Raw genomic sequence first — 25,660 nt, forward strand, 5'->3', positions numbered from 1 at the left:
CGAGCGTCAGACCTCGGTGATCTCGATCTGGCGGAAGACGTCCGCGTCGATCTCCGCCCGGACCTCGTCCAGCAGCTCCTCCGCGACCGGGGAGTCGAGCGTCAGCACGCTCAGCGCCTGGGCCCCGGCCGCCTCGCGGGCGATCTGCATCCCGGCGATGTTGATCCCGGCCTCCCCGAAGCGCTGGCCGTAGACCGCCACGATGCCGGGGCGGTCGGTGTAGACCATCACGACGTGGTGCTTCTCGATCGGCAGCTCGACCGCGAACTCGTTGATGCCCACCAGCTTCTCGACCTGCTTGGGTCCGGTCAGCGTGCCGGACACCGCCAGCTGCGATCCGTCGGAGAGCGCCCCGCGCAGCGTGATGACGTTGCGGTACTCCTCGGACACGTCGTCCTGCAGCAGCCGTACCGCGACACCGCGCTGCTCCGCGAGCAGCGGCGCGTTCACGTAGGACACCGTCTCGCTGACGATGTTCGTGAAGACGCCCTTGAGCGCGGCGAGCTTGAGCACGCTCACGTCGTAGGCGTTCAGCTCGCCGTGCACCTCGACGTCGAGGCTGGTGAGCGGCGACTGGGCGAGCGCGGAGAAGATCTGGCCGAGCTTCTCCACGAGCGGGATGCCCGGGCGCACGTAGGGGTCGATCACGCCGCCGGCGACGTTCACCGCGTCGGGGACGAGATCGCCGCCCAGCGCGAGTCGCACCGAGCGGGCGACCGAGATCCCGGCCTTCTCCTGCGCCTCCTCCGTGCTCGCGCCGAGGTGCGGGGTGACGACGACGTTCGGGAGGTCGAGCAGGGCGCGGGCGCTCCCGCCCTCGGCCGGGGGCTCGGACGTGAAGACGTCGAGGCCGGCGCCGGCGATCTCGCCCGCGACGAGGGCCTCGTGCAGGGCCTCCTCGTCGATCAGGCCGCCCCGGGCGACGTTGATGACGAAGGCGGTCTTCTTCATCGCCGCGAACTGCTCGGCGCCGATCATGCCCGTGGTCTCGGGCGTCTTCGGCATGTGGATGGTGAGGAAGTCGGACTCCGCGACGAGCTCGTCGAGCGAGACCAGCTGGACGCCCATCTGCTGGGCGCGCGCGCTGGTGACGTACGGGTCATAGGCGATGACGCGCATGTCGAAGGCCGCGAGGCGGGCCGCGACCAGTGCGCCGATGCGCCCGAGGCCGACGATGCCGACGGTCTTCTCGAAGAGCTCGGCACCGGTGAAGGAGCTGCGCTTCCACGCGCCCGAGGACAGCGAGGCGTGCGCGGCGGGGATGCGGCGCGCGAGGCTCAGAATGTGCCCGACGGTGAGCTCGGCGGCGGAGACGATGTTGGAGGTCGGCGCGTTGACCACCATGACGCCTGCGGTGGTCGCGGCCTTGATGTCGACGTTGTCGAGTCCGACGCCCGCACGGGCCACGACCTTGAGCTTCGGCGCGTGCGCGAGGGCCTCGGCGTCGATCCTCGTGGCGGAGCGGATGAGAACCGCATCCGCCTCGGCGAGCGCGTCGAACAGCGCCGGGCGATCGGTGCCGTCCACCTGGCGGACGTCGAAGTCCGGCCCGAGGGCATCGACGGTGGCCGGAGAGAGGACTTCGGCGAGGAGGACGACGGGCTTCGGCGCGTTCTGATCGGGCACGGTGGGTATCCTTCGGTGCGGGCACACGGCGCGGGGCAGCGCGCAGAGCGGTTCGGGGCCGATGCGCCGCACTCCGTCGGGGGCGCGATCGGTCACACTCTACCGGCTCACGCGTCTCTCCCCCGACCGTGTGACGACGGCCGCGGCGTCGGGCCGCGAAGGATCAGGCGCCGCCGCCCGAGAGCGCCTTGACCGTGTACCCGACCACGTCGACCCAGAAGACGGCCACGACCCCGAGTCCCGCGAGCAGCACGATCGCGAGCACGCCGAGACCGCGGCGCCGGGTGATCAGGATCGAGACGACGAAGACGAGCACGGGCAGGAGGATCGCGATGACCAGCGCCGCCCACGACGTGGCGTCGATGCCGAGACCTGCCACGGTGACGAGGTACGCGACGGCGTTCCACACGGCGTAGGCGTAGAACAGTCCGGCGATCCCCAACACCGTGTAGAAGAGCCACCGAGGCCGTCGGAGGTCCTGGGCCGTCGTCGTCATCGCGGTTCCTTCCCCGGTCACGACCCCACCAGCCCGAACATCACGAACGGCCAGGGCACGAGCAGCACCATCCCGATCACGAGGGCGAGCACGCGGATCCACGACGCCTTGCCCCGGGTCAGCACCCAGGCGGCGACGAACCAGAGCAGCGGCGCGGCCACGGCCAGCCACACGGCGGGCGTGTACATGGGCGCCGGGACGAGGAGCCCGGCGAGCGGGCTCAGCCTCATGCCGCCGACGATCCACCCGACGGCGAACAGGAGGTAGACGCCGCCGATGATCCCGGTGACGAGGAGCATCGCGTTGCTGAGCCCGGCGGGCTCCTCCACCTCGCCGTCCTCGACGGTCGCCTCGGTCGCACGCTCGGTCGGCGGTTCCGTCGCGGGCCGGTCCGGCTCGGTCCGGACGTCCTCGCTCCCCCGGCCGACGGCCTTCCAGCCCGCCGGCAGCACGGGGGCCGGACCGTCGAGCTCGTCGCCGTCCCAGCGGAGCGCCTCATCGGGGTCGGGTGTCATGCCCCCAGCGTAGCGACGCCGCGCGCGGCACCACTAGGCTCGGTGTCGCACTCCGGGGAAGGGACCACCGTGGCCGAGAAGAGCAGCAAGAAAGACGCGTCCGTCGAGCCGACCGCGCAGGCGAAGGGCGCGGCAGCGGCCGGCGCCGCGGACGCCCCCGCGGACCCGCCGGCGAACTGGAAGCCGACGGCGACCGCCAACGCCACCGCGACGCGGTTCCGGTGGATCGCCGGCGCGCTCTGGGCGCTCGCGATCATCGGCGAGGCCGTGGCGATCTTCTGGCTGCTGCGGCAGCGCGTCTTCGTCGGCGAGGACGGCACGCTGGTCCGCAACCCCGACACGGGCCTGCTCGAGGAGCAGGGCGTCACCGCGCAGTTCCCGCAGTGGGCCTTCATCACGCTGCTCGTGATGCTCGCGGTGATCGCGGCGCTGTCGATCATCGGCTCGATCCTCTGGAAGAAGGCGAACCGGCTGGATCCGGCGCGCAAGTCCGACACCGTGCGGTTCTTCGTGCAGAACCAGCTCGGCGCGATCATCGCCGTCGTGGCTTTCCTGCCGCTGATCATCCTGATCTTCCTCAACAAGGACATGGACAAGGGGCAGAAGACGACGGCGGGGATCGTCGGCATCGCCCTGGCCGCTCTCGCCGTGGTCCTCGGCATCGACTTCAACCCGCCGTCGGTGGAGAAGTACACCGCCGACCAGTCCACGGTGATCCAGCTCCTCGGCAAGGACGAGGTGGTCTGGGTCGACGGCGGCTCGGTCTACCACGTGTGCGACGAGGTGTCCGACATCCAGACCGGCAGCGAGAAGCGCACCGGCACCACCGCGGAGGCCGTCGAGGCCGGCAAGATCCGCCTCACGCTGAAGTTCGCCTCCGAGATGCGCACCTGCGGCCTGGCGGTCCCGGAGAACTCCGACGAGATCACCGACGCCCTGCGGGCGATCCAGGGCGGGCAGGTCGACACCCCTCTGCCCACGCCGGTCTGGGGCGACCCGGCCGACGCGCCGATCCAGATCGAGGACGCCGCTCCGGCGGAGTGACCCTCGTCCCGCGACGCGTCACCCTCGGGTCCCCGCGACCGGTCACCCTCGGGTAAGGACTCCTCCTCCCCGCCGAAACCCCCTCCGCACGCCGAAACCCCCTCCAGGATCGCGCTGCTGGAGGGGGTTTCGGCGGTGCGAGGGGGTCTCGCGGAGGGGAACGACGAGAGTCGACGACCGGAGGGCTCAGACGCCGGGGGCGGTGAGCACCGCGACGGGCTCGGACCGGAGAGCGTCCGGGACGGACACGATCCGCGCCGCCCCCTCCGTGACGACCTCCGCCGCCGACCCGTCCGCCCAGCGCAGGGCGGCGCCGTCGAGCTCCGACGGCACCTCCGCCTCGCCGTGGCCCGGGTCGAGCAGGTGCAGGTGCACCGCGTCCGCGGAGCGGGTGTAGGCACGCGGCGCGCCCGTCCGCTCCCCCGCGCGGATCCACGGCCGCGTGCCGTAGACGGCGTCGCCGTTGCGCCGCAGCCAGTCGCCCAGCTCCCGCATCGCGCGGCGCTGCAGCTCGGGGATCGCGCCGGACGCGTCCGGCCCGACGTTGATCAGCAGGTTGCCGTTCTTGGACACGACGTCCACGAGCAGACGGATCAGCGCGGCGCCGGACAGGGAGTGCCGTTCGTCCTCGGCCTGATTGAACCCGAACGAGTAGCCGAGCCCGCGCGTCGACTCCCACGGCTCGTCCACGATGTCCGGGACGTGCGTGTACTCGCGGGTGAGGAAGCCATGGTAGGGAACGCCCCAGCGGTCGTTGACGACCCCGTCGGGAACGGCGTCGAAGTACCTCCGCAATAGCGCCGCCACCGCGTAGTCCTCCGAGCCCTTGCCGCCGTCCGGCCACTCGATGTCGTTCCACAGCACATCCGGCCGGAAGCGCGCGACGAGCTCCTCGAGCTGGGCCGCGGCGTACCGGGCGAAGGGAGCGTCGTTGCGGCGGTACCGGAAGAGATCGGTGTCCGACTCGATGGGCGGGAAGTCGCTCACGTGCCAGTCGAGGGCCCCCGAGTAGTAGACCCCGAAGCGCGCCCCGGCTCGGCGGGTCGCGTCGTGGAACTCCGCGATGAGGTCGCGACGAGGACCGCGCCGCAGCGCGTTGAACCCGGTGGTCTCCGTCCCCCACAGGCAGAACCCCTCGTGGTGCTTCGTCGTCGGGACGACGTACCGCGCTCCCGCGTCGACGAGCTCGCCGACGAAGGAGTCGGCATCGAAGGCCGACGCGTCCCACAGGTCTGCGAGGTCCTCGTACGAGGTGCCCGGGCCGTACAGGCTCTGGTGACGCTCCCACGTCGGGCTCCCGGCGATCCGCACGGTGTTGCCGTACCACTCGGCGTACTGGTGCCACGCGTACGCGTCCTCGGTCGGGATGTTCACGCCCTCGCCGTGCTGCACCGCCCAGGCGGGCACGGAGTAGAGCCCCCAGTGCACGAAGAAGCCCAGCTTGGCGTCCCGGTACCACTCCGGAACGCCCTGGGTCGGATATTGCGGCGCGGCGGCGCCGAAGTCCGGTCCCGTCCGCTTCTCGAAGTTCATCATGCCGGGGTGTCCTCCTCGTGTCCTGATCCGACCGCGGGCCGCACGCGCGGCACCGGTCCGATGTCGACGGCGCTCATCGTCCGCCCAGCCCCGCCATGGCGATGCCCTTGACGAGGTGCTTCTGCAGCGCGATGACGAGCACGGTGGTCGGGATCATCGAGATGATCGCCGCGGCCATCTGCAGGTCCCAGCGGGTTCCGGTCAGTCCCGAGAAGCTCGCCAGCCCGACCGGCAGTGTGCCGTGCGCGTTGTAGTCGACGGTCACGATGAGGGGCCACAGATAGCTGTTCCAGAAGGACAGGAACGTGAACACCGACAGCACCGCGACGGCGCTCTTCGCCAGGGGCAGGATGATCTGGAGGAACGAGCGCACCGGCCCGGCGCCGTCGACGCGCGCCGCCTCCTCCAGCTCGTAGGGGATGCCGCGGAAGAACTGGCGCATGAGGAACGTGCCGAACGCGGTGAACGCGAAGGGCAGGATCAGCGCCTGATAGGTGTCGACCCAGTTGAACCACTGCATCACTTGGAACATCGGGATGACGAGGACCTCGGCGGGCACCATCAGCGTCGCCAGGAACAGGACGAACACGGCGTCCCTGCCCTTCCACCGCAGGCGTCCGAAGGCGTAGCCGGCGGTGGTGGACACGATCAAGACGACGAGCGTGCCGGCGACCGCGACGAAGAAGGAGTTCCCGATGTAGGTGAGGAACGGCCCGTACGCGAACACGTCGAGGAAGTTCGTCCACCGGACCTCTGACGCGATCAGGGTCGGCGGCATCGAGAACATCTCGGAGTTCGGCTTGAGCGCGGAGAAGAACGCGTAGACGATCGGCGAGAGGAAGACCGCCGCCGCAAGGTACACCACGACGTGTGCGATCACGAGCCGGATCCGCTGCCCCCGCGTCAGGGGCTCACCGGTGCGGGCGGAGCGATCCGGTTCCACGGCCTCGTCGGCCATCTCCGCGATGGCCGCCTGCGGGAGGTCAGTGCTCATAGTGCACCCACTTCTTCTGCGCGCCGAACTGGAGCGCGGTGATCACGATGATGAGGGCGAAGAGGATCCACGCCCCCGCCGCGGCCAGCCCCAGGTCCTGGAACTTGAACCCCTGGTTGTAGATGAACTGCACGAGGGGCTGAGTGGCGTTGCCCGGGCCGCCGCCGGTGAGCAGCTGCGGCTGGGCGAAGACCTGCAGCGAGGTGATCATCGTCATGATGGTGGCGAAGAAGATCGCCGGGGAGATCATCGGCACGACGATGCTCCACTGCATGCGAAGCCCGGTGGCTCCGTCGATCCTGGCCGCCTCGATCACGGACTCCGGAAGCTGCTCCAGCGCCGCGGAGAAGATCAGCATGTTGTAGCCGAGCCCCTGCCACACGCTCATCACGACGACCATGATCATCGCCCAGCTGGGGTCCGCCAGGAAGTTGGGCAGGGTGATGCCGAACCAGCTCTGGGCGGCGCCGTTGAACAGTCCCTGCGGCTGCAGCATCATCTTCCACACGAGGACGTTCGCCACCATCGGCGTGACCACCGGGATGAAGAACAGCACGCGCAGCGCCCCTCGCCCGCGGATGCGCGGTCCGAGCCCCATCGCCAGCGCAAGCGAGAGGACGATGCTCAGCGGGACGTAGAGCAGGGTGAAGACCGCCGTGTTCCGCAGAGCCGGCCAGAAGTCGGGACTCGACGTGAAGAGCGTGATGTAGTTGTCGAGCCCGGTGAACGTCTTCTCGCCGTACGTCGGCCAGTCGAAGAAGCTCATCACGATGGAGAGCACGACGGGCACGATCGTGAACACGGCGAGGCCCACCAGGGCCGGGCTTGCGAAGCCCAGCGCCTGGCGGCCCTCTGCCTTGGCGAGAGACCCCCGGCGGCGCACGGTGGTCGTCATCGAATCCCCTTCCTCGGCGTCTCGCGCCTCAGTTTCCGAACTGCTGCTGTGCGGACTCGAGCACGTTCGCCATGGTCTCCTGGCCGTTGTAGACGCTCACGAGCTGCGGCTGGACGAAGGTGCCCACCTTGGACCAGTCGTCGCTCACGTACTGGCCCTGGACGTTCTCGAACGCGGCCGTGAAGACCTCCTCGACCTGGGCGCGGTACTTCTCGTCGATCGATTCGAAGTAGAGCGGCTGGCTCTCGGCACGGGCGGGGTAGCTCCGTCCGGACGACGCGATGTAGTCCTGCGCCTCGGCGCTCAGCAGCGAGCCCAGCACCTTCAGCGCCGCCTCCTTGTTCTCGCACGACTTCGCGATCCCGTAGCCCGACCCGAGGATCAGGCTGAGCGATCCGTCGGCGGTCGCCGGCAGCGGCGCCATGCCCGCGGCGAAGCCCGAGTCGTTGTTGAGATAGCCGACCGCGTTCCAGGTGCCGTCGACGGCCATGGCCGCGTTCCCGCTCGTGTACTGGTTCTCTCCCCAACCGGTGTCCGAGGCCGAGGCGACAGGGAGGGCCACCTTCTGGTCGGTGACGAGGCCGGAGTACCAGGTCGCCGCGTCCACGAACTTCTTGTCCGAGAGCTGAAGCTCGCCGTCCTCGGTGACCGGCTGCTGACCCGCCTTGGCGATCGGCAGCGCCTGCCACTGGAAGTCGCCCATTCCGACGGCGAAACCGGACTTCCCCTCGCGCGTGGCGGCCTTCGCGGTCGCCTCGAAGTCGTCGAAGGTCCAGCCGGGCTTCGGCGCGTCGACACCCGCGGCCGCGAGCTGATCGGCGTTGTAGTAGACGAGCATCGTCGAGACGTCGAAGGGCAGGCCGTACAGCGTGCCCTTGTTTTTCAGGATCTCGGTGGCGCCGTCCGCGAAGTCCGACTCGGCCAGGCCGGCCGCCTTCAGGTCGGCGTCGGTGAGCGGAGCGAATCCGTCGGTGTAGCTGGACAGCATCCCCGAGTTCATCCCGGTGATGCAGGCCATGTTGCCGGACGCCATGTTCGTGGTGAGCTTCGTGAAGAAGTCACCCCACGGCGCTGTGCGCAGCTCGATGGTGAGGTCGGGGTTCTGCTCCTTGGCGATGGCGAGCTGAGCTTCCAGCGCCGCGGTGTCGTCCGCGGACCCGGCCCACATGTCGATGACGATCGTGTCGGCGTCGGCGCTCGCACCGCCACCACCGCAACCGGTGAGGACGAGCGCTGCGCCCGCCGCGACCGCCACCGCGGGAACGAGGTGAATCTTCTTCATCGAATTGCCTCCTCAGGCACGACTGGCGCTCCTTCGTTCGCGATCGAACGAAGTAATGCAGGGGTTGACCTCGTCATCCTGTCAGAAGTTCTGACCGTTTTCCACTTGAACATCCGATGTTTGCTCCGCGGTCGCTAAGATCGTGCGAACAGCACCGCGACAGTGCAGACCTCATCCGATCGCTGGTTCGTCATCGAAAGAAGTGTCATGAGCGGCTCGTCCGAATCCCTCGCGCAGTCCGAGCAGTCCCGGCGGATCGTCGATCTCGTCTCACACGGAGAGATCCGCTCCCGGTCGGAACTGGCGCGGGCGCTCTCCCTCGCCCCGTCCACGGTCTCCCTCCGCGTCCAGGAGCTCGTGGAGGCCGGGATTCTGCGGGAGGACGGCCATGAGGAGAGCCGGGGCGGGCGGCGGCCACGGCGCCTGTCGCTCACCAGCGACAACTCCCGCGTCCTCGCCGCCGAGCTCGGCGGCGGTCACGCCCGCCTCGGCGTCCTCGATCTCGGCGGCCGCCTGCACCGCACGGAGACGATCCCGATCACCATCTCGGACGGCCCAGAGGAGACCCTGGCCGCCGTCGCACGGTCGCTTCGACAGCTCGCCGAGGACGCAGACATCCGAGCGATCGGTCTCGCCCTCCCCGGTCCGGTCCAGATCGCGACCGGCAGCGTGGAGCAGCCCTCCCGCATGCCCGGCTGGCATGGGTTCCCCGCGGCCGAGGCCCTCTCGGACGGGTTCGGTGTTCCGGTCGTGGTCGACAACGACGCGAACCTGATGGCCCTCGGTGAGCACCATCGCCGCCTCGGACGCGAGGAGCACAGCATCACGGTGAAGGCCGGAACGGCGATCGGCAGCGGCATCATCGTCGCCGGGGAGGTCCATCGCGGCGCGACCGGGGCTGCGGGAGACATCACTCACGCCCGGATCGCCGGTGCCGCGGACGTCCCGTGCTCCTGCGGCAATCACGGGTGTCTGGAGACCGTCGCCAGCGGCGCGGCGCTCGTGCGGCAGATGCGCGAGCGCGGCGTCGATGTCCGCACCGCCGCGGACGTCCTGGCCCGCACCCGTGACGGCGAGCCGCTCGCCACCTCGCTCGTGCGCACCGCGGGGACGTTCCTCGGCCAGGTCCTCTCGGGGGTCGTGAACTTCTTCAACCCCCACGCCGTCTTCCTGACCGGCGGCCTGAGCGCGAGCGAGCCCTTCCTCGCCGCGGTGCGCAGCCGGGTGTACGAGGCCTGTCACCCGCTCGCCACCCAGACTCTGCGCATCGAGGCCGCGGAGTCCGGACCCGACGCGGCGCTCTACGGCGCGGCCAGGCTCGCCGCCGCCCGGATCGACCCCGCGAGCCTGCGTCCGAGCTGACGCCTCTCCCCCGGGCCCGTGGAACGCGTCACTCGCCGGGAACGAGCGTCAGCTCGATGACGGGCACGAGCACATCCGGGCGACGGATCGGGAGGTGCACGCTCAGCGTCCCTTCCGCCTCGCCTGCAGGGGTCATCAGCTCCGCTTGCCGCGTGGGATCGCTCACGGAGGTCTGCAGCCACGATCCGTCGTTCAGCAGACGCGCGAACGACACCTTCCCCGCCAGGCCCGGCAGATGCACGACGCCGAGCGGCCAGTGGAACAGGTGCAGGTAGAGGCGATCCCCGCGGCGTGTGTAGACCCCCTCCCGGGGAGGGCTGAGCGGTGAATGACCGGCACCGACGATCGCCCGGCGGTGAAGGCGCATCCACTCGCCGATCTCGGCGAGCACCTGCTCGTCACGACGGGAGATCGCGCCGCGGCCGTCCGGTCCGATGTTCAGCAGCATGTTGCCGCCCATCGAGACCGAGTCCGCCAGCATCTGCACCAGCAGGGTCGCGGACTTCTGGTCGTGATTGTCGCGGTGATAGCCCCACGACCCGTTGATCGTCTGACACGCCTCCCATACCTGGGGTTCTCCGTCCCGCATCAGGGGCGCCGTGGGCTGGTACTGCTCCGGCGTCACCAGATCCGCCGGGATCCCCAGGCGGTCGTTCACGAGCATGTCCGGCCGGAGCCGCCGGCACAGGGCCAGCAGTCCCTCGGCGTCCCAGTCCTCCGGCCCCTTCCCCGCCCAGCCGTCGCTGCTGTCCGGGTAGGTGAAGTCGAAGAAGAGGTAGTCGACGTCGCCGTAACGCGTCAGCAGCTCCTCGACCTGGCCGTGCAGGAAGGCTCGATACCGGCCCATGTCCCGCCGCTCGTTGCGCCCGTGCTCGGCCTCCTCGCCGCGGAGGGGGTGATTCGCGTCGACGGTGAAATCCGGGTGGTGCCAGTCCAGCAGCGAGTGGTAGAAGCCGACCCGCAGGCCCTCGTCGTGCACCGCGTCCACGAACTCCCGCACCAGGTCCCGCCCGCACGCCGACACCGACGTGAAATCCGTCAGCGCCGAGTCCCACAGGCAGAAGCCGTCGTGGTGCTTCGTCGTGAGCACGACATACCCCATGCCCGTGGCCTTCGCCCGGCGCGCGATCTCCCGGGCATCGAACAGGTCGGGGTCGAAGTTCTCGAAATACGCGCGATACTCCTCCGATGAAAGCCGCTCGTAGTTCTGGACCCACTCGTGTCGCGCCGCCGTGCTGTACAGGCCGAAATGCACGAACATCCCGAATCTCGCCTCATCGAACCACTGCTGCCGCATCGTTCCTCCTCTGGACTCACCCCATCCTGACATAAACATCGGATGTCTGGGGTGCGATGCACAGACATCGGTCATGGAGCGGGCGCAGGAACACGAAACGCGGTGACCGCCGGAGCGGGTCACCGCGTTTCGTCTCGTCGCTGCGCTCCTCGCTCAACGACCGGGAGGGGAAGGGTCAGCGCGCAGCGCTGCCCTCGACCCAGGCCCGAAGGGCCGGCGGGCGCTCTGCGCCCCGACCAGCACCGTCCTCGCGGACGACGTCGAGGTCAGCGCGCAGCGCTGCCCTCGACGTAGTCCTCGTCCGTCTGCTGCCAGGCGAACAGGGCGCGCAGCTCCTTGCCCGTGGCCTCGATCGCGTGCCCCTGCTCCTTCTCGCGGAGGGCGAGGAACTCCGCCGCGCCGTTGTCCTGGTCCTCAATGAAGCGCGTGGCGAAGGCGCCGGACTGGATGTCCGCCAGCACGTCCTTCATCCGCTCCTTCACCCCGGCGTCGATGACGCGCGGGCCCGAGACGTAGTCGCCGAACTCGGCCGTGTCGGAGATCGACCAGCGCTGCTTGGCGATGCCGCCCTCCCACATGAGGTCCACGATGAGCTTCAGCTCGTGCAGCACCTCGAAGTAGGCGATCTGCGGCTGGTAGCCGGCCTCGACCAGCGTCTCGAAGCCCGCCTGGACGAGGTGGCTCATGCCGCCGCACAGCACGGCCTGCTCGCCGAACAGGTCGGTCTCGGTCTCCTCGGTGAAGGTCGTCTTGATGACGCCGGCGCGGGTGCCGCCGATCGCCTTCGCGTAGGACAGCGCGGTCGCCCAGGCGTTGCCGGAGGCGTCGCGCTCGACCGCGATGATGTCCGGGATGCCGCGGCCGGCGACGAACTCGCGACGCACGGTGTGACCGGGCGCCTTCGGCGCGACGAGGATGACGTCCACGCCCTCGGGCGCGTCGATGTAGCCGAAGCGGATGTTGAAGCCGTGGGCGAAGGCCAGGGTCTTGCCCGCGGTCAGGTTCGGCGCGATCGCGTCGGCGTAGATCCCGCGCTGGTGCTGGTCCGGCGCCAGGATCATGATGAGGTCGGCCCACGCGGTGGCGTCCGCGACGTTCTTGACCGGGAAGCCGGCCTCCTCCGCCTTGGCGATCGACTTCGAGCCCTCCTTGAGGGCGATCGCGACCTCGACGCCGGAGTCGCGCAGGTTCATCGCATGCGCGTGACCCTGCGAGCCGTAGCCGACGATCGCGACCTTCTTGCCCTGGATGATGGACAGGTCCGCGTCGTCGTCGTAGAAGATCTCGGTGCTCACTTTGTCTTTCTCCTTGATAGTGGTTGGTTCGGGGCCCAGGGCCCCTGAGCGTGTGGGAGGGTCAGCCGCGCAGGACGCGCTCGGTGATGCTCTTGCTGCCGCGGCCGATCGCGAGCAGCCCGGACTGGGCGAGCTCCTTGATGCCGAACGGCTCCAGGGCCCGAAGCAGCGCCTCGACCTTGCCCTTGTCGCCGGTGACCTCGATCACCAGCGCATCGGGGGCGTAGTCGACCACCGACGCGCGGAAGAGGTTGACGACCTCCAGCACGTTGGAGCGGTTGGCGTTGTCCGTGCGGACCTTGACCAGCACGTGCTCGCGGTGCACGGAGGCGGCCGGGTCCAGCTCGACGATCTTGATGACGTTGATGAGCTTGTTCAGCTGCTTCGTCACCTGCTCGAGCGGCAGGTCCTCGACGTCCACGACGACCGTGATGCGCGAGATGCCGGGCACCTCGGTCACGCCCACCGCGAGGGACTCGATGTTGAAGCCGCGACGGGCGAAGAGCCCGGCGACGCGGGTCAGCAGACCGGGGGTGTCCTCGACGAGGAGGCTCAGCACATGGGTGGACACGTCTCAGTCCTCCTCATCGAACGCCGGCGCGTGGTCGCGCGCGTACTGGACATAGCTGTTGCTGACCCCCTGCGGCACCATCGGCCACACCATCGAGTCCGCGCTCACGACGAAGTCGATCACGACGGGGCGGTCGTTCGTCTCGAGGGCGAGGGTGATCGCGGCGTCGATCTCCTCTTCCTTCTCCACCCGGATCCCGAGGCAGCCGTAGGCCTCCGCGAGCTTCACGAAGTCGGGAACGCGGACCGAGCCGTGGCCCGTGTTGAGGTCCGTGTTGGAGTGACGGCCGTCGTAGAAGAGCGTCTGCCACTGCCGGACCATGCCGAGCGAGGAGTTGTTGATGATCGCGACCTTGATCGGGATGTTGTTGATGACGCAGGTCGCGAGCTCCTGGTTGGTCATCTGGAAGCATCCGTCGCCGTCGATCGCCCACACCACGCGGTCGGGCTCGGCCACCTTCGCGCCCATGGCCGCCGGCACCGCGTACCCCATGGTGCCCGCTCCCCCGGAGTTGAGCCAGGAGTTGGGGCGCTCGTACTTGATGAACTGCGCCGCCCACATCTGGTGCTGCCCGACCCCGGCGGCGTAGACCGCCTCGGGTCCGGTGAGCTCGCCGATGCGCTGGATCACGTGCTGCGGCGCGAGCAGGCCGTCCGTCGTCGGCGAGAAGCCGAGCGGGAACTCGGTGCGGAGGCCGTCGAGGTACGACCACCACTCCTCGATGTCGGGCTTCTGGCCGCCGGTGAGGCCGCGGAACGCCGCGTCCAGGTCCGTCAGGACGTCCTTCACGTCGCCCACGATCGGCACGTCGGCGGTGCGGATCTTGGAGATCTCGGCCGGATCGATGTCGACGTGCACGACCTTCGCGTTCGGGGCGAACAGCGCGGCCTTGCCCGTCACGCGGTCGTCGAAGCGCGTCCCGACGGCGAGCAGCAGGTCCGCCTCCTGGAGCGCGAGGACCGCGGGAACCGTCCCGTGCATCCCCGGCATGCCGAGGTGCTGCGGGTGCGAATCCGGGAACGCGCCGCGCGCCATGAGCGTCGTCACGACGGGCGCGCCCGTCGACTCGGCGAGCTCCTTCAGCTCCGCCGAGGCACGGCCGCGGACGATGCCGCCGCCGACGTACAGCACGGGCTTGCGGGACTCGGCCAGCAGCGCGGCGGCCGCCTGGATCTGCTTTCCGTGCGCCTTCGTCACCGGGCGGTACCCGGGCAGGTCGTACTTCGGCGGCCAGACGAACGGAGCCTTGGCCTGCTGCGCGTCCTTGGTGATGTCCACGAGGACCGGGCCGGGGCGCCCGGTGCTGGCCACCTCGAAGGCGGCGGCGATGGCGCCGGGGATGTCCTCGGCGCGCTTGACGAGGAAGGAGTGCTTCGTCACCGGCATCGTGATGCCCACGATGTCGGCCTCCTGGAACGCGTCGGTGCCCATCAGCGTGGAGAACACCTGGCCGGTGATCGCCACGATCGGGATCGAGTCCATGTAGGCGTCGGCGATCGCCGTGACGAGGTTGGTCGCGCCGGGCCCGGAGGTGGCGATCGTGACGCCCACCCGGCCCGAGGCGGTCGCATAGCCCTCGGCGGCGTGACCGCCGCCCTGCTCGTGACGGACGAGGATGTGGCGGACGCCGGTGGAGTCCAGCAGGGGGTCGTAGACCTCCATGATGGCGCCGCCGGGGATGCCGAAGACATCCGTGACCCCGAGGAGCTCGAGGGAACGGACGACGGCTTGGGCTCCCGTCAGTTCGGGAGCGGCTGCAGGACGGGCGGGCGGCCGTGGCACGGCCGGCGCGGAGTCAGCGGTCATGGGATTCCTTGCGATCGATGATCGGATGACGGGGTGGGCGCCGCCGGACCGGCGGCGCGGGCCTCAGCCCGTCGTGGCTCCTTCGGCGGCGGAGCGCACGAGTCGGGAGTACTTGGCAAGAACGCCTCGGGTGTAGCGCGGAGGAAGCGGCTCCCAGCCTTCCCGGCGGGAGCTCAGCTCGGCCTCCTCGACGAGTAGGTCGAGAGTCCGAGCCGCGATATCGACCCGAATCAGATCACCATCGCGCACGAAGGCGATGGGACCGGCGTCCACCGCTTCGGGTGCTATGTGGCCGATGCACAGGCCGGTTGTGCCGCCTGAGAATCGTCCGTCCGTCAAGAGTAGTACATCTTTTCCGAGCCCCGCGCCCTTGATGGCCGCGGTGATCGCCAGCATCTCCCGCATGCCGGGGCCGCCCTTGGGTCCCTCGTAGCGGATGACCACGACGTCGCCGGCGCTGATCTCTCCGGCTTCCAGCGCGTCCATCGCCGCGCGCTCGCGCTCGAACACCCGCGCGGGCCCCTCGAACACGGCGGCGTCGAAGCCGGCCGTCTTCACCACGGCGCCCTCCGGCGCGAGGCTGCCGTGCAGGATCGTCAGGCCGCCGGTGGCGTGGATCGGGTCGTCGAAGCGACGGATGACGGTGCCGTCGACCGGCTGCGGGTCCAGTTCGCGCAGGTTCTCGGCGAGGGTCTTGCCGGTGACGGTCAGCGCGTCGCCGTGGAGCAGCCCCTCGTCCAGCATCGCCTTCATGATGACGGGGATCCCGCCGTGACGGTCGACGTCGTTCATCACGAACTGGCCGAACGGCTTGAGGTCGCCCACGTGCGGCACCTTGTCGCCGATCCGGTTGAAGTCGTGCAGGGTGAGGTCCACCCCGGCCTCGCGGGCGATCGCGAGCAGGTGGAGCACCACGTTGGTCGAGCCGCCCAGCGCCATCGCGAGCGCCACGGCGTTCTCGAACGCCTCGGGCGTGAGGATGTCCCCGGTCGTGATCCCCAGGCGCAGCAGGTTCACCACGGCCTCGCCGGAGCGGTGCGCGAACTGGTCACGGCGGCGGTCCGCGGACGGCGGCGCGGCGGAGCCCGGAAGGCTCAGGCCGAGCGCCTCGGCGACGGACGCCATCGTGTTCGCCGTGTACATGCCGCCGCACGCGCCCTCACCGGGCGCGAACGCGCACTCGATCCGCTTGAGGTCCTCCTCGCTCATCCGGCCGGACAGGCACGCGCCGACGCCCTCGAAGGAGTCGATGATCGTGATGTCCTTCTCCGTCCCGTCGGACAGCTTCACCCAGCCCGGGGCGATCGACCCGGCGTAGAGGAAGACGCTGGAGAGGTTGAGCCGGGCGCTGGCCATGAGCATGCCGGGGATCGACTTGTCGCACCCGGCGAGCAGCACGGACCCGTCGAGGCGCTCGGCCATCATCACCGTCTCGACCGAGTCGGCGATGACCTCGCGGGAGACGAGGGAGAAGTGCATCCCCTCGTGCCCCATCGAGATGCCGTCGGAGACGGAGATCGTGCCGAACTGCAGCGGGTATCCGCCTCCCGCGTGCACGCCCTCCTTCGCCCCCTGGGCGAGCCGGTCCAGGCTCAGGTTGCACGGCGTGATCTCGTTCCAGCTCGACGCGATGCCGATCTGGGGCTTGTCCCAGTCCGCGTCGCCCATGCCGACGGCACGGAGCATGCCGCGCGAGGTCGTGGCCTCGATGCCGTCGGTGACGACGCGGCTGCGGGGCTTGATGTCGATGTCTGAGCGCGCGGCGAGCGCGCCGGTGGAAGGCTCGTTCGGGGACATGCTCGCAGTCTATTCCTGCGCCGACGCCCTCTCGTGCGCGAGAACGCCGAGGAGCAGGCCCATCCCTTGTGGATCCTCCACACGAAGGACCGCGGCCGTCTCGCCCGGGCCGACGCGGACTCCGACGTCCTCGGGACCGAGCGTGCGCATGGCGTCCTCGTCGGTGACGTCGTCGCCGGCGAACAGCACGGCGGTGGCGCCGTAGTGCTCCCGCAGCCGCGCGATCGCGGCGTCCTTGCCCTCGCTGCGCCAGGAGAACTCCCGGATGTGGTGGCCGGTCCGACGCCGCCAGCGCGGGATCCGCCGCGCGGCCCATTCGTCCACGAGGGCGAACGCGCGGTCCTCGTCCCCCTGCGTCGCGCGGCGGGCGTGGACGCCGAACCCGAGGCTCTTGGGCTCGAAGTCGATGCCAGGGATCGGGCGGATGAGCTCCTGCACCTCGGCCTCGATCTCGCCGCGTCCGTCCGGCTCGGCGAGCGCCGCGTCATCGTCGCCGCCGGCCTCTCCCGGGAACCAGTACTGCACGCCGTGCGACCCCGCGAGCGCCAGCCGCGAGTCGTCGGCGTGCTCCGCGATCTCCCGGAGGTGGTGGAGGCTGCGCCCGGAGACGTACGCGACCGTCGTGTCCGGCAGCGCGGCCAGCCGCGCGACCGCCTCGGCCACCTCCGGGAGCGCGCGCGCCGACATCGGGTCGTCGACGTGCGGAGACGCCGTCCCGTCGAAGTCGAGCGCGACGAGCAGCCTCGGGGTCCGGGCGAGCGCAGTCAGCGCATGGTCGGCGGTCTCGGGCGTCCAAGGGCGGGTCATCGTTCCTCCGTGTTCGCAAGCGGTCGGTTCCAGTATCCCGTGCCGGTCCCGCAACGGGTCCGGGGGTCCTGCTCTCACGGACTCTCCCGTTCCCGCGCACGGTGACGTTGCGGCCGGGCGCCCGCTGTGCTCGGCTGTCCTCATGAGTCCCGAGCGCCCCGTCACCAGCCGCCCGGCCGGAAAGGCCGACCTGGTCAAGACCCTGGACGCGTACCGGGCGCGCCGCGGCGAGTTCCGTGTCGTGGACGTGCCGCCTCTGCAGTACCTGATGGTGGACGGACACGGCGATCCCAACGTCTCCCCCGACTACGCCTCGGGGATCGAGGCGCTCTATCCGCTCGCCTACGCGCTGAAGTTCGCCAGCAAGCGCGTGCTCGGGCGGGACTACGTCGTCCCGCCCCTGGAGGGACTGTGGTGGGCGGAGGACATGGAGACGTTCACCGCCCGCCGCGACAAGTCCCAGTGGGACTGGACGCTGATGATCCTCACCCCCGACTGGATCGGACGGGAGGCGTTCGAGGAGGCTCTCGCCGCCGTCCGTGCGAAGAAGGCCCCGCCCCGCATCGACGACGTGCGTCTGGAGACACTCGAGGAGGGGCTCTGCGTGCAGACGCTGCACCTCGGGCCGTACGACGATGAGGGGCCCGTCCTGGAACGGATGCACGACGAGATCATCCCGGGCGAGGGACTGCGACGGACCGGCATCCATCACGAGGTCTACTTCAGCGACGCCCGGCGGACCGCGCCCGCGCGTCTGCGCACACTCCTGCGCCAGCCCGTCGAGCGCGTCTGAGGACGACGTCCCGCCTATCGACGGCCCTGCTCGGCCTCCCACGCGCTGTACTGCTTCTCCAGCGCCTTCATGATCTCCCACACCTGCGCGGCCGGGACCCGCACGCGGCTGACGAGCTCCGCATCGGCGACCGTCTGCCCGGCGTTCTCGGGATCCGGACGCATCGGCTGAGAGAGGGCGAGGAAGTCGAGCACGAAGGTCTCGCTGGTGTGCCAGACGCCGGCGAAGTCGGCGTAGTGGCCGGCGACCCGGTCGTCGGGGACCTTGACGTTGAGTCGGGGCGGGGAGGACGCGGGCTGGCTCATCACCCCATGCTATGAGGCCCGTCTCAGCCGCGGGCGGCGCGCACCTCCCCGAGAGCCGTGAGGAACGCCGAGGACCACGCCGTGACGTCGTTCTCCAGCACGCGCTTGCGCAGCGCGCGCATGCGACGCCCCTGCTCGGCCGCCGGCATCTCCACCGCCGTCATGATCGCGTCCTTGAGGCCTTCGATGTCGTGGGGGTTGACCCGCACGGCCTGGCGCAGCTCGTCCGCGGCACCGGTGAACTCGCTCAGCACGAGCACGCCGCGGTTGTCGGCGCGCGTGGCGACGTACTCCTTCGCCACGAGGTTCATCCCGTCGCGCAGCGCCGTCACGAGCATCACGTCGGCGGCCAGGTAGAGCGCGACCATCTCCTCCCGGGGGTGCCCCTGGTGCAGGTAGCGGATGGCGGTGTGGTCCATGGTGTCGTGGTTGCCGTTGATCCTGGCGACCGCGAGCTCGATCTCGTCGCGCAGGTGCACGTAGGCGTCCACCCGCTCGCGGCTCGGGCTCGCGACCTGGACGAAGGTGCAGTCCTCGACGGAGAGGCGGCCCTGGTCGAGGAGCTCGCCGAACGCCTTGATGCGGTGCCGGATGCCCTTCGTGTAGTCCAGCCGGTCCACGCCGAGCAGGATCCGCTTGGGGTTTCCGAGCCCCTCCCGGATCTCCGCGGCGCGGGCCTGGATGTCCGGACGCGCGGCGAGCTCGCGGTACGGCCGGGTGTCGATCGAGATGGGGAACGACCGGGCGACGACCGGGCGCGTCCCCCCGCCGGGCACCGGCACGGAGACCGTGGAGGCCTTGATCTCGTGCTTCAGCCTCCGCCGGACCGCCGTGAGGAAGTACGTCGCGTCCTGTGCCCGCTGGAAGCCGATGACATCGGCGCCGAGCAGTCCCTGGAGCACCTGATCGCGCCAGGGAAGCTGCGCGTAGAGCCCGTGGGCGGGGAACGGGATGTGGTGGAAGTAGCCGATGGTGAGATCGGGACGCAGCTCGCGCAGCAGCTGCGGGACGAGCTGGAGCTGGTAGTCGTGCACCCAGACCGTCCCGCCGTCCGAGACCGCCTTCGCCGCCGCCTCGGCGAAGCGCCGGTTCACGCGGACGTAGGCGTCCCACCACTCCCGGTGATACTGCGGCGGCGCGATCACGTCGTGGTACAGCGGCCAGATCGTGTCGTTCGCGAAGCCCTCGTAGTACTCCTCGACGTCGGTCGACGAGAGCGTGACCGGGATCAGACGGATCCCGTCGATCTCGAACGGGGCGAGATCCAGGTCGGGCTGCCCCGCCCACCCCGCCCAGGCGCCGTCCACATCGTGCATGACGGGTTCGAGCGCGGCCACGAGTCCTCCCGGCGAGCGCCGCCAGGACTCCTCGCCGTCCCCGCTCACCACCCGGTCGACGGGAAGACGATTGGCGACGACGACGAACTCGGCAGCGGGCATGGTGCTCCTCCTCGGGGTCGGATTCCGCTTCCCAGGCTAGCGAGCGCCGGCCGTCCGGTTGACGCAACTTACGAAAGCTATGCGCGCCGCCGCCGCGCGACGCACCCTGGGTGGGCGGGTCATCGAGGATCCGCCCTCGTTCATCCTCTGAAAGGACAGATGATGCACTCAGAGCCCCGCGCCGACGCGGGCCTGCAGAACGACCCGGCGGTGGCCGTGTACACCGGGGTCCTCCCCGCGGAGAGGCCGCCCCGCCGCTGGCCCCGGATCGTCGGACGTGCCGCGTTCGCCGTGATCGCGGTGTCCTCCATCGTGGCGGCCACGGCCTTCTCCTTCGCCTCCGGCAGCACGGGCGCAGACCCGCGCTCCTCGCTGACGCTCATCGCGCCGGCAGGCGTCGGCGGCGGCTGGGACGGCTTCGCCCGGGAGCAGCAGCAGGCCATGCGGATCGACGGCATCGCGAACAACGTGCAGGTCGTGAACATCCCGGGTGCCGGCGGGACCATCGGCCTCAGCGCCTTCACCGGCATGGAGCCGACGGCCAACACGCTGCTGGCCACCGGCGCCGCCATGCTCGGCGGGATCGTGCTGAACCGCTCCTCGGTCGATCTCTCCGACGTCCGCCCGATCGCCCGCATCGCCGAGGACTACTCGGTGTTCGTCGTGCGCGCGGATGCGCCGTGGGACACGGTGGACGACTTCGCCGCGGCGTGGGACGCCGACCATCGCGGGATCCGCTTCACCGGCGGATCCGCCGGGTCGATCGACCACCTGCTCATCGCCCAGTTCGCCCAGGTGCAGGACATCCCGCCGGCGGAGATCACGTACATCCCGAAGTCCGGGGGCGGCGAGGCGATCCAGACCCTCATGTCGGACACCGCGGACGTCGCCGTCACGGGCTACAACGAGGTCGCCGACCAGGTCGAGGCCGGCCGGGTGAAGGTGCTGGCGATCTCCGCGCCGCAGCGACTGCCCGGCGTCGACATCCCGACGTTCGAGGAGGAGGGATACGGCGTGAACCTCGTCAACTGGCGGGGCCTGCTGGCCCATCCCGGCATCTCGGACGAGCAGTTCGAGGCCGTGCGTCAGATCGTCCGGGAGACGGCCGAGTCCGACGCGTGGGCGGATGCGCTCGCCCGGAACAAATGGGTGGACTCGTACCTCGACGGCGAGGAGCTCGAGAAGTTCCTCGTCGAGGACCAGGAGCGCACCGCCGCACTCGTGAAGGAGCTGGGACTGTGACCGCTGTCGACACCGCTGCCGCCGCCACGGCCAGGACCTCGTGGTGGACCGGGCGCGCGGGGCTCGTGATCCCCGCCATCCTCTTCGCCTTCTCGGCCTATCTCACGGTCGGGATCCTCACGATGCAGGTCCCCGAGGGCGCCTCCGCGCCCGGGCCGGCCTTCTTCCCGGCACTCATCGCGATCGCCGGGTTCGTCGTCTCGGTCCTGCTCGCACTCCAGTACATCCGCACTCCGGAGCCGGCCGAGCCCGCGACCTACAGCGAGTTCGACGAGGTGTCGGACTCCGCCCGGGCCGAGGCGGAGGCCGCCGCCCGGGTGAAGTACCGGTTCTTCTCCGACTGGGTGTGCGTGGCGTGGGCGGCCGGCGGGTTCCTCGCGTTCTCGCTGCTGCTCGTGCCCGCGGGATGGATCCTCGCCGGCGCGCTGCTGTTCTGGTGCGTGGCGCGGGCGATGGGCTCCCGCAAACCCCTGCTCGACGCGGTCATCGCGCTGATGATGTCGAGCCTCGTCTACCTGGCGTTCGGCGTCGCGCTGGGTCTGGACCTGCCGTCCGGCGTCCTGGGAGGTCTGTGATGGATGCGATCGGAATGCTGATGGAGGGGTTCGCGCACGCGTTCACCCCGATGAACCTGCTCTTCGTCGTCGTCGGCTGCCTCCTCGGCACCGCGGTCGGCGTGCTGCCCGGGCTGGGGTCGTCCATGGCCGTGGCGCTGCTGCTGCCGATGACGTTCGCGCTCGATCCGACGGCCGCGTTCATCATGTTCGCGGGCGTGTACTTCGGCGGGCTGTTCGGCGACTCCACCATGGCGATCCTGCTCAACACCCCGGGACAGGCATCGTCGATCGCCTCCACGTTCGAGGGGCACAAGATGGCGCGTGCGGGCAGGGCTCCCCAGGCCCTGGCCACCGCGGCCATCGGCGCCTTCATCGGCGGCATGGTGTCCTGTGTCGTCGTGGTCTTCCTGGCCCCGGCTCTCGCCGCGCTGTCCAGCGCGTTCGGACCGGCCGAGTACTTCGCCCTTGCGCTGTTCGCCTTCATCGCCACCTCCTCGGTGGTCGCCGACTCCGTGCTCAAGGGCATCGCGGCGCTCATCCTGGGCCTGGGGCTCGCCACGATCGGGATCGACTCGGTCTCGGGGGCGGAGCGCTTCAGCTTCGGCGTCCCGCAGCTGTTCGACGGCGTCTCGCTCGTGACCGTGACGGTGGCGATCCTGGCGCTCGGCGAGGTGTTCCACATCGCCAGCCGGATCCGCCGCGACCCCACGTCGCGGATCCTGCGCAGCAAGGGACGACCGTTCCTCAGCCGAGCGGAGTTCCGGGAGGCGATGCCGGCCTGGCTGCGCGGGACCGGGATCGGGCTGCCGTTCGGCGTGATCCCCGTCGGCGGTGCGGACGTACCGACCTTCATCGCCTATTCGGCGGAGAAGGCGTTGGACAAGCGGCGCAAGGACCCGCAGTTCGGACGCGGTGCGATCCGCGGTCTCGCCGCCCCGGAGGCGGCGGGCAACGCGACCACCGGGACCGCGATGGGCGCGCTGCTCGCGCTCGGGCTGCCCGTGTCGGCCACGGCCGCGATCATGCTCGCCGCCTTCCGCCAGTACGGACTGCAGCCGGGACCGCTGCTGTTCGAACGCGCACCCGAACTGGTGTGGGGGCTGCTCGCGAGCTTCTTCCTGGCCATGGTCGTACTGCTCATCCTCAACCTGCCGTTCGCGCAGCTGTGGGCGAAGCTCCTGCTGATCCCGCGCCCGTACCTCTACGGGGGCATCGCGCTGATGTGCGGCCTGGGCGTGTTCGCGACGTCCTCGTCGTCCTTCGAGCTCCTGTTGCTGCTGGGCGTCGGTCTGCTCGGGTTCGCCATGCGCCGCTTCGGAGTCCCGCTGGCGCCGCTGCTGATCGGCATGGTGCTCGGACCGCTCGCGGAGACCAGCATGCGTGACGCACTGCTGAGCTCCGGCGGCGACTACGGAACGTTCGTCGCCGGTCCGATCCCGCTCGTGATCTACGCGCTCCTGCTCGGGGCGCTCGCGATCTCGGTGGTGGGCCGGATCCGGACCCGGAAGACGGCCGCTCCCGTCGCCGCACCCGAGAAGGAGACCGCCGACGCCTGAGCCGTGACCCGGACCCCGCGTTCCCGTTCGCCGGAACGCGGGGTCCTCGCGTCACGGGAGCAGGTAGCGCCGCTCCGGGCGCCCCGCTCCGTAGCGCAGCCGCACCCGGACCTCGCCACGCTCGTGCAGATGCTCCAGATAGCGCCGCGCGCTCACCCGCGAGATCCCGATCCGGTCGGCCGCCTCCTGCGCGGACAGGTCCTCCTCTGCGGCGGCGAGCACCTCGCGCACGGCCCTCAGCGTCTCCTCCGCCAGTCCTCGTCCGGACCGGCCGGCGGCGGGGCCCGCGCCGAACACGCGGTCGACAGCGGCCTGGTCGGCCAGCCCCTCTCCCGGCGCGTCGTGCAGGTGGACCCGGTAGCGGGCCAGACGGTCGCTGAGCTCCTGACGCTCGAACGGCTTGACGAGATAGCCCGCGACGCCGCCGCGCAGCGCCTGCGCGACCGTGCGCTGCTCGCGCGCCGCGGTGATGACGATGGCGTCGAGCTCGGGACGGATCTGCCGCAGCCTCGGCAGGAGAGCCAGGCCGTGTCCGTCGGGCAGGTGCAGATCGAGGAGGACGAGATCCGGGGCGCGTTTGGCGACAGCGTCGAGCGTCGCACTGACGGTGTGCGCGATGCCGCACACGCGGAAGCCGGGCTCGTCGGCGACGAAGCCGGCGTGCAGGCCGGCGACGGTCGGGTCGTCGTCGACCACGAGGACGTCGATCACGGGTTCTTCTCTCCTTCGGCACGGTCTCCGGCGCGGCGAAGGAGCGTGGCGGTGAACACCGCGCCGTCCGTGTCCGCGCCCGTCACGTCTCCCCCGTTGCGGCGACAGACGTGCCGGACGAGGGCGAGTCCGTATCCCCGGCCTCCGGGGTCCGCGGCCTCCTTGGTGCTGACGCCGCGCGCGATCAGCAGCTCCGGATCCACGCCGCCGAAGCCCGGACCGGAGTCCTGCACGGTGACGGTGATCACCCCGTCCTCGTCGCGGACGTCGACGTCGACCTCTGCCGCCTCCTGCCCGGAGACGGCGTCGAACGCGTTGTCGATGAGGTTGCCGACCACCGTGATCAGGTCGTTCGACAGCGCAGGGGCGACGGCGCCGAGCTGTGCGTCCTCGTCCAGCAGCAGGCTCACCCGTCGCTCCGCCGCGACCGAGGACTTGGCGATGAGCAGCGCGGCGAGGGGCGGGTCCGCGATCTGCTCGGTCACGGCGTCCACCATGGCCGAGCGGGTGAGGGCGATGCCGGAGATGTAGCGGAGAGCCTGCTCCGCCTCCCCCGTCTGCAGCAGCCCTGAGACGGTGTGCATCTGGTTGGCGAACTCGTGGGTCTGGGCACGGAGCAGGTCGGTCGTCGTCCGGCTCGCCCCGAGCGCCTCCTCCAGCGCCAGCAGCTCCGTGCGGTCGCGGAGCGTCGTCACCGTGCCCACGGCCCGATCACGGGCACGGATCGGGCGGCGGTTGACCACGAGGAGGCGGTCGGCCACGACGAGGGGGGCGTCCGATCCGGGTTCGGCGGCGTTCGGTGCGAGGGCGAGCCGGACGGCGGGATCGGTGTCGATCTGGTCGAGCCGCTGCCCCTCCCTGACGCTCTGCCAGCCGAGGAGCTCTCGCGCCGCCTCGTTGAGCACCGAGACGCGGCCGTCCGCGTCCACGGCCACCACGCCCTCCTTCACCCCGCGGATCAGCGCCTCTCGGTGCTCGACGAGCTCCGCGATCTCCCCCGGCTCCATGCCGAGCGTCTGCCGCTTCAGCCGGCGCGACAGGAGGTAGGAGCCGCCGACGCCGATGGCCCCGAACACGGCGAGCGTGACGAGGAGGTCCGGGACCGCCGCGCGGATCCGCTCGGGCCACTCCGGGTAGTCCTGGACCGCGACGGCCACGCCGATGAGGGCTCCCGTCTCGTCGAGGACCGGTGCCCGGGACAACAGCACCGGGTGCGCCTCGAGGGAGGCGGTGCCGGTCCACGACCGGTCCGGTTCCGCCCCCGCCATCTCGGGCGGTGCCGGCTTGCCGCTTCGCGTCGGGTCGGTCGAGGCGACCACGCGCCCCTCCGCGTCGACGATCGCGGTCTCCGACAGCCCCGCGACGCCGCGGGCCGATTCGGCGGCGACGAGCAGCGCCTCGGGAGGGGCGCCCCCGGCGTCGGCCTCGGGCAGCAGCGCCCGCAGCAGCGGCGAGGCGGCGAGCGACTCGGCTGTCGAGAGGGTCCGACGGCTCTCCTGCTCCTCGAAGGTCCGCAGCGACTGGCCGAGGGACAGGTAGAGGACGCCGGAGAGCGCACCGGCCAGCACCACGAGCTGCAGCACGAGCAGCTGCGCGGCGAGGCTGAGGCGGACGGGCCCGCGGGGTTCGGCCAGGAGTCCCTCCCGATAAGGTGTGCCCAGGCGGGACGTGGGTGCGGTTGTGCTCCACCCTAGATCGACCGGGCGTCGAGCGGGGCGCATCCCGCCGCGAGCA

General features: G+C 70.4%; 23 protein-coding genes. 6 read left to right on the forward strand and 17 right to left on the reverse strand.

The window, feature by feature from the left end; all coding sequences use genetic code 11:
• Window positions 1-6: 6 nt before the first annotated feature.
• From serA to K8F61_RS06530, 3 genes are all read right to left on the reverse strand, one after another.
• A complete protein-coding gene (serA, locus tag K8F61_RS06520; protein ID WP_067245773.1) occupies window positions 7-1,626 on the reverse strand; it encodes a phosphoglycerate dehydrogenase in 1,620 nt (539 codons plus the stop codon).
• A 163-nt stretch (window positions 1,627-1,789) separates the two neighbouring features.
• A complete protein-coding gene (locus tag K8F61_RS06525; RefSeq protein ID WP_219085813.1) occupies window positions 1,790-2,122 on the reverse strand; it encodes a hypothetical protein in 333 nt (110 codons plus the stop codon).
• A 17-nt stretch (window positions 2,123-2,139) separates the two neighbouring features.
• Window positions 2,140-2,637 carry a hypothetical protein gene (locus K8F61_RS06530; protein WP_231821101.1) on the reverse strand — a complete coding sequence of 166 codons (498 nt, stop codon included), beginning with the start codon at window positions 2,635-2,637 and terminating at the stop codon, window positions 2,140-2,142.
• A 69-nt stretch (window positions 2,638-2,706) separates the two neighbouring features.
• Between K8F61_RS06530 and K8F61_RS06535 the strand changes: the two genes are divergently transcribed.
• Entirely contained in the window at window positions 2,707-3,681 is a 975-nt protein-coding gene (locus tag K8F61_RS06535) for a hypothetical protein (protein ID WP_231821102.1), read from the forward strand.
• A gap of 186 nt (window positions 3,682-3,867) precedes the next feature.
• Here the strand turns inward: K8F61_RS06535 and K8F61_RS06540 are convergent, their stop codons facing one another.
• From K8F61_RS06540 to K8F61_RS06555, 4 genes are all read right to left on the reverse strand, one after another.
• Window positions 3,868-5,217, reverse strand: a complete 1,350-nt coding sequence (locus tag K8F61_RS06540) for an alpha-L-fucosidase (protein WP_231821103.1) — start codon at window positions 5,215-5,217, stop codon at window positions 3,868-3,870.
• A 73-nt stretch (window positions 5,218-5,290) separates the two neighbouring features.
• Entirely contained in the window at window positions 5,291-6,211 is a 921-nt protein-coding gene (locus K8F61_RS06545) for a carbohydrate ABC transporter permease (protein WP_231821104.1), read from the reverse strand.
• Window positions 6,201-7,106 (reverse strand): carbohydrate ABC transporter permease, encoded by a 906-nt coding sequence (locus K8F61_RS06550; protein ID WP_067245764.1) that lies wholly within the window; start codon window positions 7,104-7,106, stop codon window positions 6,201-6,203. The genes K8F61_RS06545 and K8F61_RS06550 overlap by 11 nt, the downstream gene beginning before the upstream one ends.
• 28 nt (window positions 7,107-7,134) lie before the next feature.
• Window positions 7,135-8,388, reverse strand: coding sequence for an ABC transporter substrate-binding protein (locus tag K8F61_RS06555; protein WP_231821105.1), 1,254 nt, complete (start codon window positions 8,386-8,388; stop codon window positions 7,135-7,137).
• Between the two features lie 207 nt (window positions 8,389-8,595).
• Between K8F61_RS06555 and K8F61_RS06560 the strand changes: the two genes are divergently transcribed.
• The gene (locus K8F61_RS06560; protein ID WP_231821106.1) at window positions 8,596-9,750 is read left to right on the forward strand and encodes an ROK family transcriptional regulator; all 1,155 of its coding nucleotides are present in this window, start codon (window positions 8,596-8,598) and stop codon (window positions 9,748-9,750) included.
• Window positions 9,751-9,778: 28 nt separating this feature from the next.
• Here the strand turns inward: K8F61_RS06560 and K8F61_RS06565 are convergent, their stop codons facing one another.
• From K8F61_RS06565 to otsB, 6 genes are all read right to left on the reverse strand, one after another.
• Window positions 9,779-11,047: an alpha-L-fucosidase gene (locus K8F61_RS06565; RefSeq protein ID WP_231821107.1), complete on the reverse strand. Its 1,269-nt coding sequence runs from the start codon at window positions 11,045-11,047 to the stop codon at window positions 9,779-9,781.
• 266 nt (window positions 11,048-11,313) lie between these two features.
• Window positions 11,314-12,342, reverse strand: a complete 1,029-nt coding sequence (gene ilvC / locus K8F61_RS06570) for a ketol-acid reductoisomerase (protein ID WP_231821108.1) — start codon at window positions 12,340-12,342, stop codon at window positions 11,314-11,316.
• 61 nt (window positions 12,343-12,403) lie between these two features.
• Window positions 12,404-12,913: an acetolactate synthase small subunit gene (gene ilvN / locus K8F61_RS06575; RefSeq protein WP_067245751.1), complete on the reverse strand. Its 510-nt coding sequence runs from the start codon at window positions 12,911-12,913 to the stop codon at window positions 12,404-12,406.
• A gap of 3 nt (window positions 12,914-12,916) precedes the next feature.
• On the reverse strand, window positions 12,917-14,719 hold the full coding sequence (locus tag K8F61_RS06580; RefSeq protein ID WP_067245747.1) for an acetolactate synthase large subunit: 1,803 nt from the start codon (window positions 14,717-14,719) through the stop codon (window positions 12,917-12,919).
• Window positions 14,720-14,782: 63 nt separating this feature from the next.
• Window positions 14,783-16,516: a dihydroxy-acid dehydratase gene (gene ilvD / locus K8F61_RS06585; protein ID WP_067245744.1), complete on the reverse strand. Its 1,734-nt coding sequence runs from the start codon at window positions 16,514-16,516 to the stop codon at window positions 14,783-14,785.
• Between the two features lie 9 nt (window positions 16,517-16,525).
• Window positions 16,526-17,323: a trehalose-phosphatase gene (gene otsB, locus K8F61_RS06590; protein ID WP_067245741.1), complete on the reverse strand. Its 798-nt coding sequence runs from the start codon at window positions 17,321-17,323 to the stop codon at window positions 16,526-16,528.
• A 142-nt stretch (window positions 17,324-17,465) separates the two neighbouring features.
• Here otsB and K8F61_RS06595 point away from each other — a divergent pair, with 142 nt between their 5' ends.
• A complete protein-coding gene (locus K8F61_RS06595; RefSeq protein ID WP_231821109.1) occupies window positions 17,466-18,116 on the forward strand; it encodes a GyrI-like domain-containing protein in 651 nt (216 codons plus the stop codon).
• Window positions 18,117-18,130: 14 nt separating this feature from the next.
• Here the strand turns inward: K8F61_RS06595 and K8F61_RS06600 are convergent, their stop codons facing one another.
• Window positions 18,131-18,421, reverse strand: coding sequence for a DUF3467 domain-containing protein (locus tag K8F61_RS06600; protein ID WP_067245735.1), 291 nt, complete (start codon window positions 18,419-18,421; stop codon window positions 18,131-18,133).
• Window positions 18,422-18,444: 23 nt separating this feature from the next.
• Window positions 18,445-19,860 (reverse strand): alpha,alpha-trehalose-phosphate synthase (UDP-forming), encoded by a 1,416-nt coding sequence (locus K8F61_RS06605; protein WP_231821110.1) that lies wholly within the window; start codon window positions 19,858-19,860, stop codon window positions 18,445-18,447.
• A gap of 159 nt (window positions 19,861-20,019) precedes the next feature.
• On the opposite strand from K8F61_RS06605, the gene K8F61_RS06610 reads away from it, so the two are divergent.
• The 3 genes from K8F61_RS06610 to K8F61_RS06620 are packed head-to-tail and all read left to right on the forward strand — an operon-like array spanning window position 20,020 to window position 23,215.
• On the forward strand, window positions 20,020-21,102 hold the full coding sequence (locus tag K8F61_RS06610) for a Bug family tripartite tricarboxylate transporter substrate binding protein (RefSeq protein ID WP_231821111.1): 1,083 nt from the start codon (window positions 20,020-20,022) through the stop codon (window positions 21,100-21,102).
• The gene (locus tag K8F61_RS06615; RefSeq protein WP_067245728.1) at window positions 21,099-21,677 is read left to right on the forward strand and encodes a tripartite tricarboxylate transporter TctB family protein; all 579 of its coding nucleotides are present in this window, start codon (window positions 21,099-21,101) and stop codon (window positions 21,675-21,677) included. The genes K8F61_RS06610 and K8F61_RS06615 overlap by 4 nt, the downstream gene beginning before the upstream one ends.
• Window positions 21,677-23,215: a tripartite tricarboxylate transporter permease gene (locus tag K8F61_RS06620; protein ID WP_231821112.1), complete on the forward strand. Its 1,539-nt coding sequence runs from the start codon at window positions 21,677-21,679 to the stop codon at window positions 23,213-23,215. Before K8F61_RS06615 ends, K8F61_RS06620 begins: the two co-directional genes overlap by 1 nt.
• Window positions 23,216-23,266: 51 nt before the next feature.
• Here the strand turns inward: K8F61_RS06620 and K8F61_RS06625 are convergent, their stop codons facing one another.
• Both K8F61_RS06625 and K8F61_RS06630 read right to left on the reverse strand, forming a co-directional pair.
• Complete coding sequence (locus K8F61_RS06625; protein ID WP_067245722.1) at window positions 23,267-23,926, reverse strand: response regulator; 660 nt, start codon at window positions 23,924-23,926, stop codon at window positions 23,267-23,269.
• Window positions 23,923-25,509, reverse strand: a complete 1,587-nt coding sequence (locus tag K8F61_RS06630; protein WP_067245718.1) for a sensor histidine kinase — start codon at window positions 25,507-25,509, stop codon at window positions 23,923-23,925. The genes K8F61_RS06625 and K8F61_RS06630 overlap by 4 nt, the downstream gene beginning before the upstream one ends.
• Between the last annotated feature and the right edge of the window lie 151 nt (window positions 25,510-25,660).

Origin of the sequence: Microbacterium resistens, from assembly GCF_021172025.1 — a bacterium.
GTDB lineage: Bacteria > Actinomycetota > Actinomycetes > Actinomycetales > Microbacteriaceae > Microbacterium > Microbacterium resistens.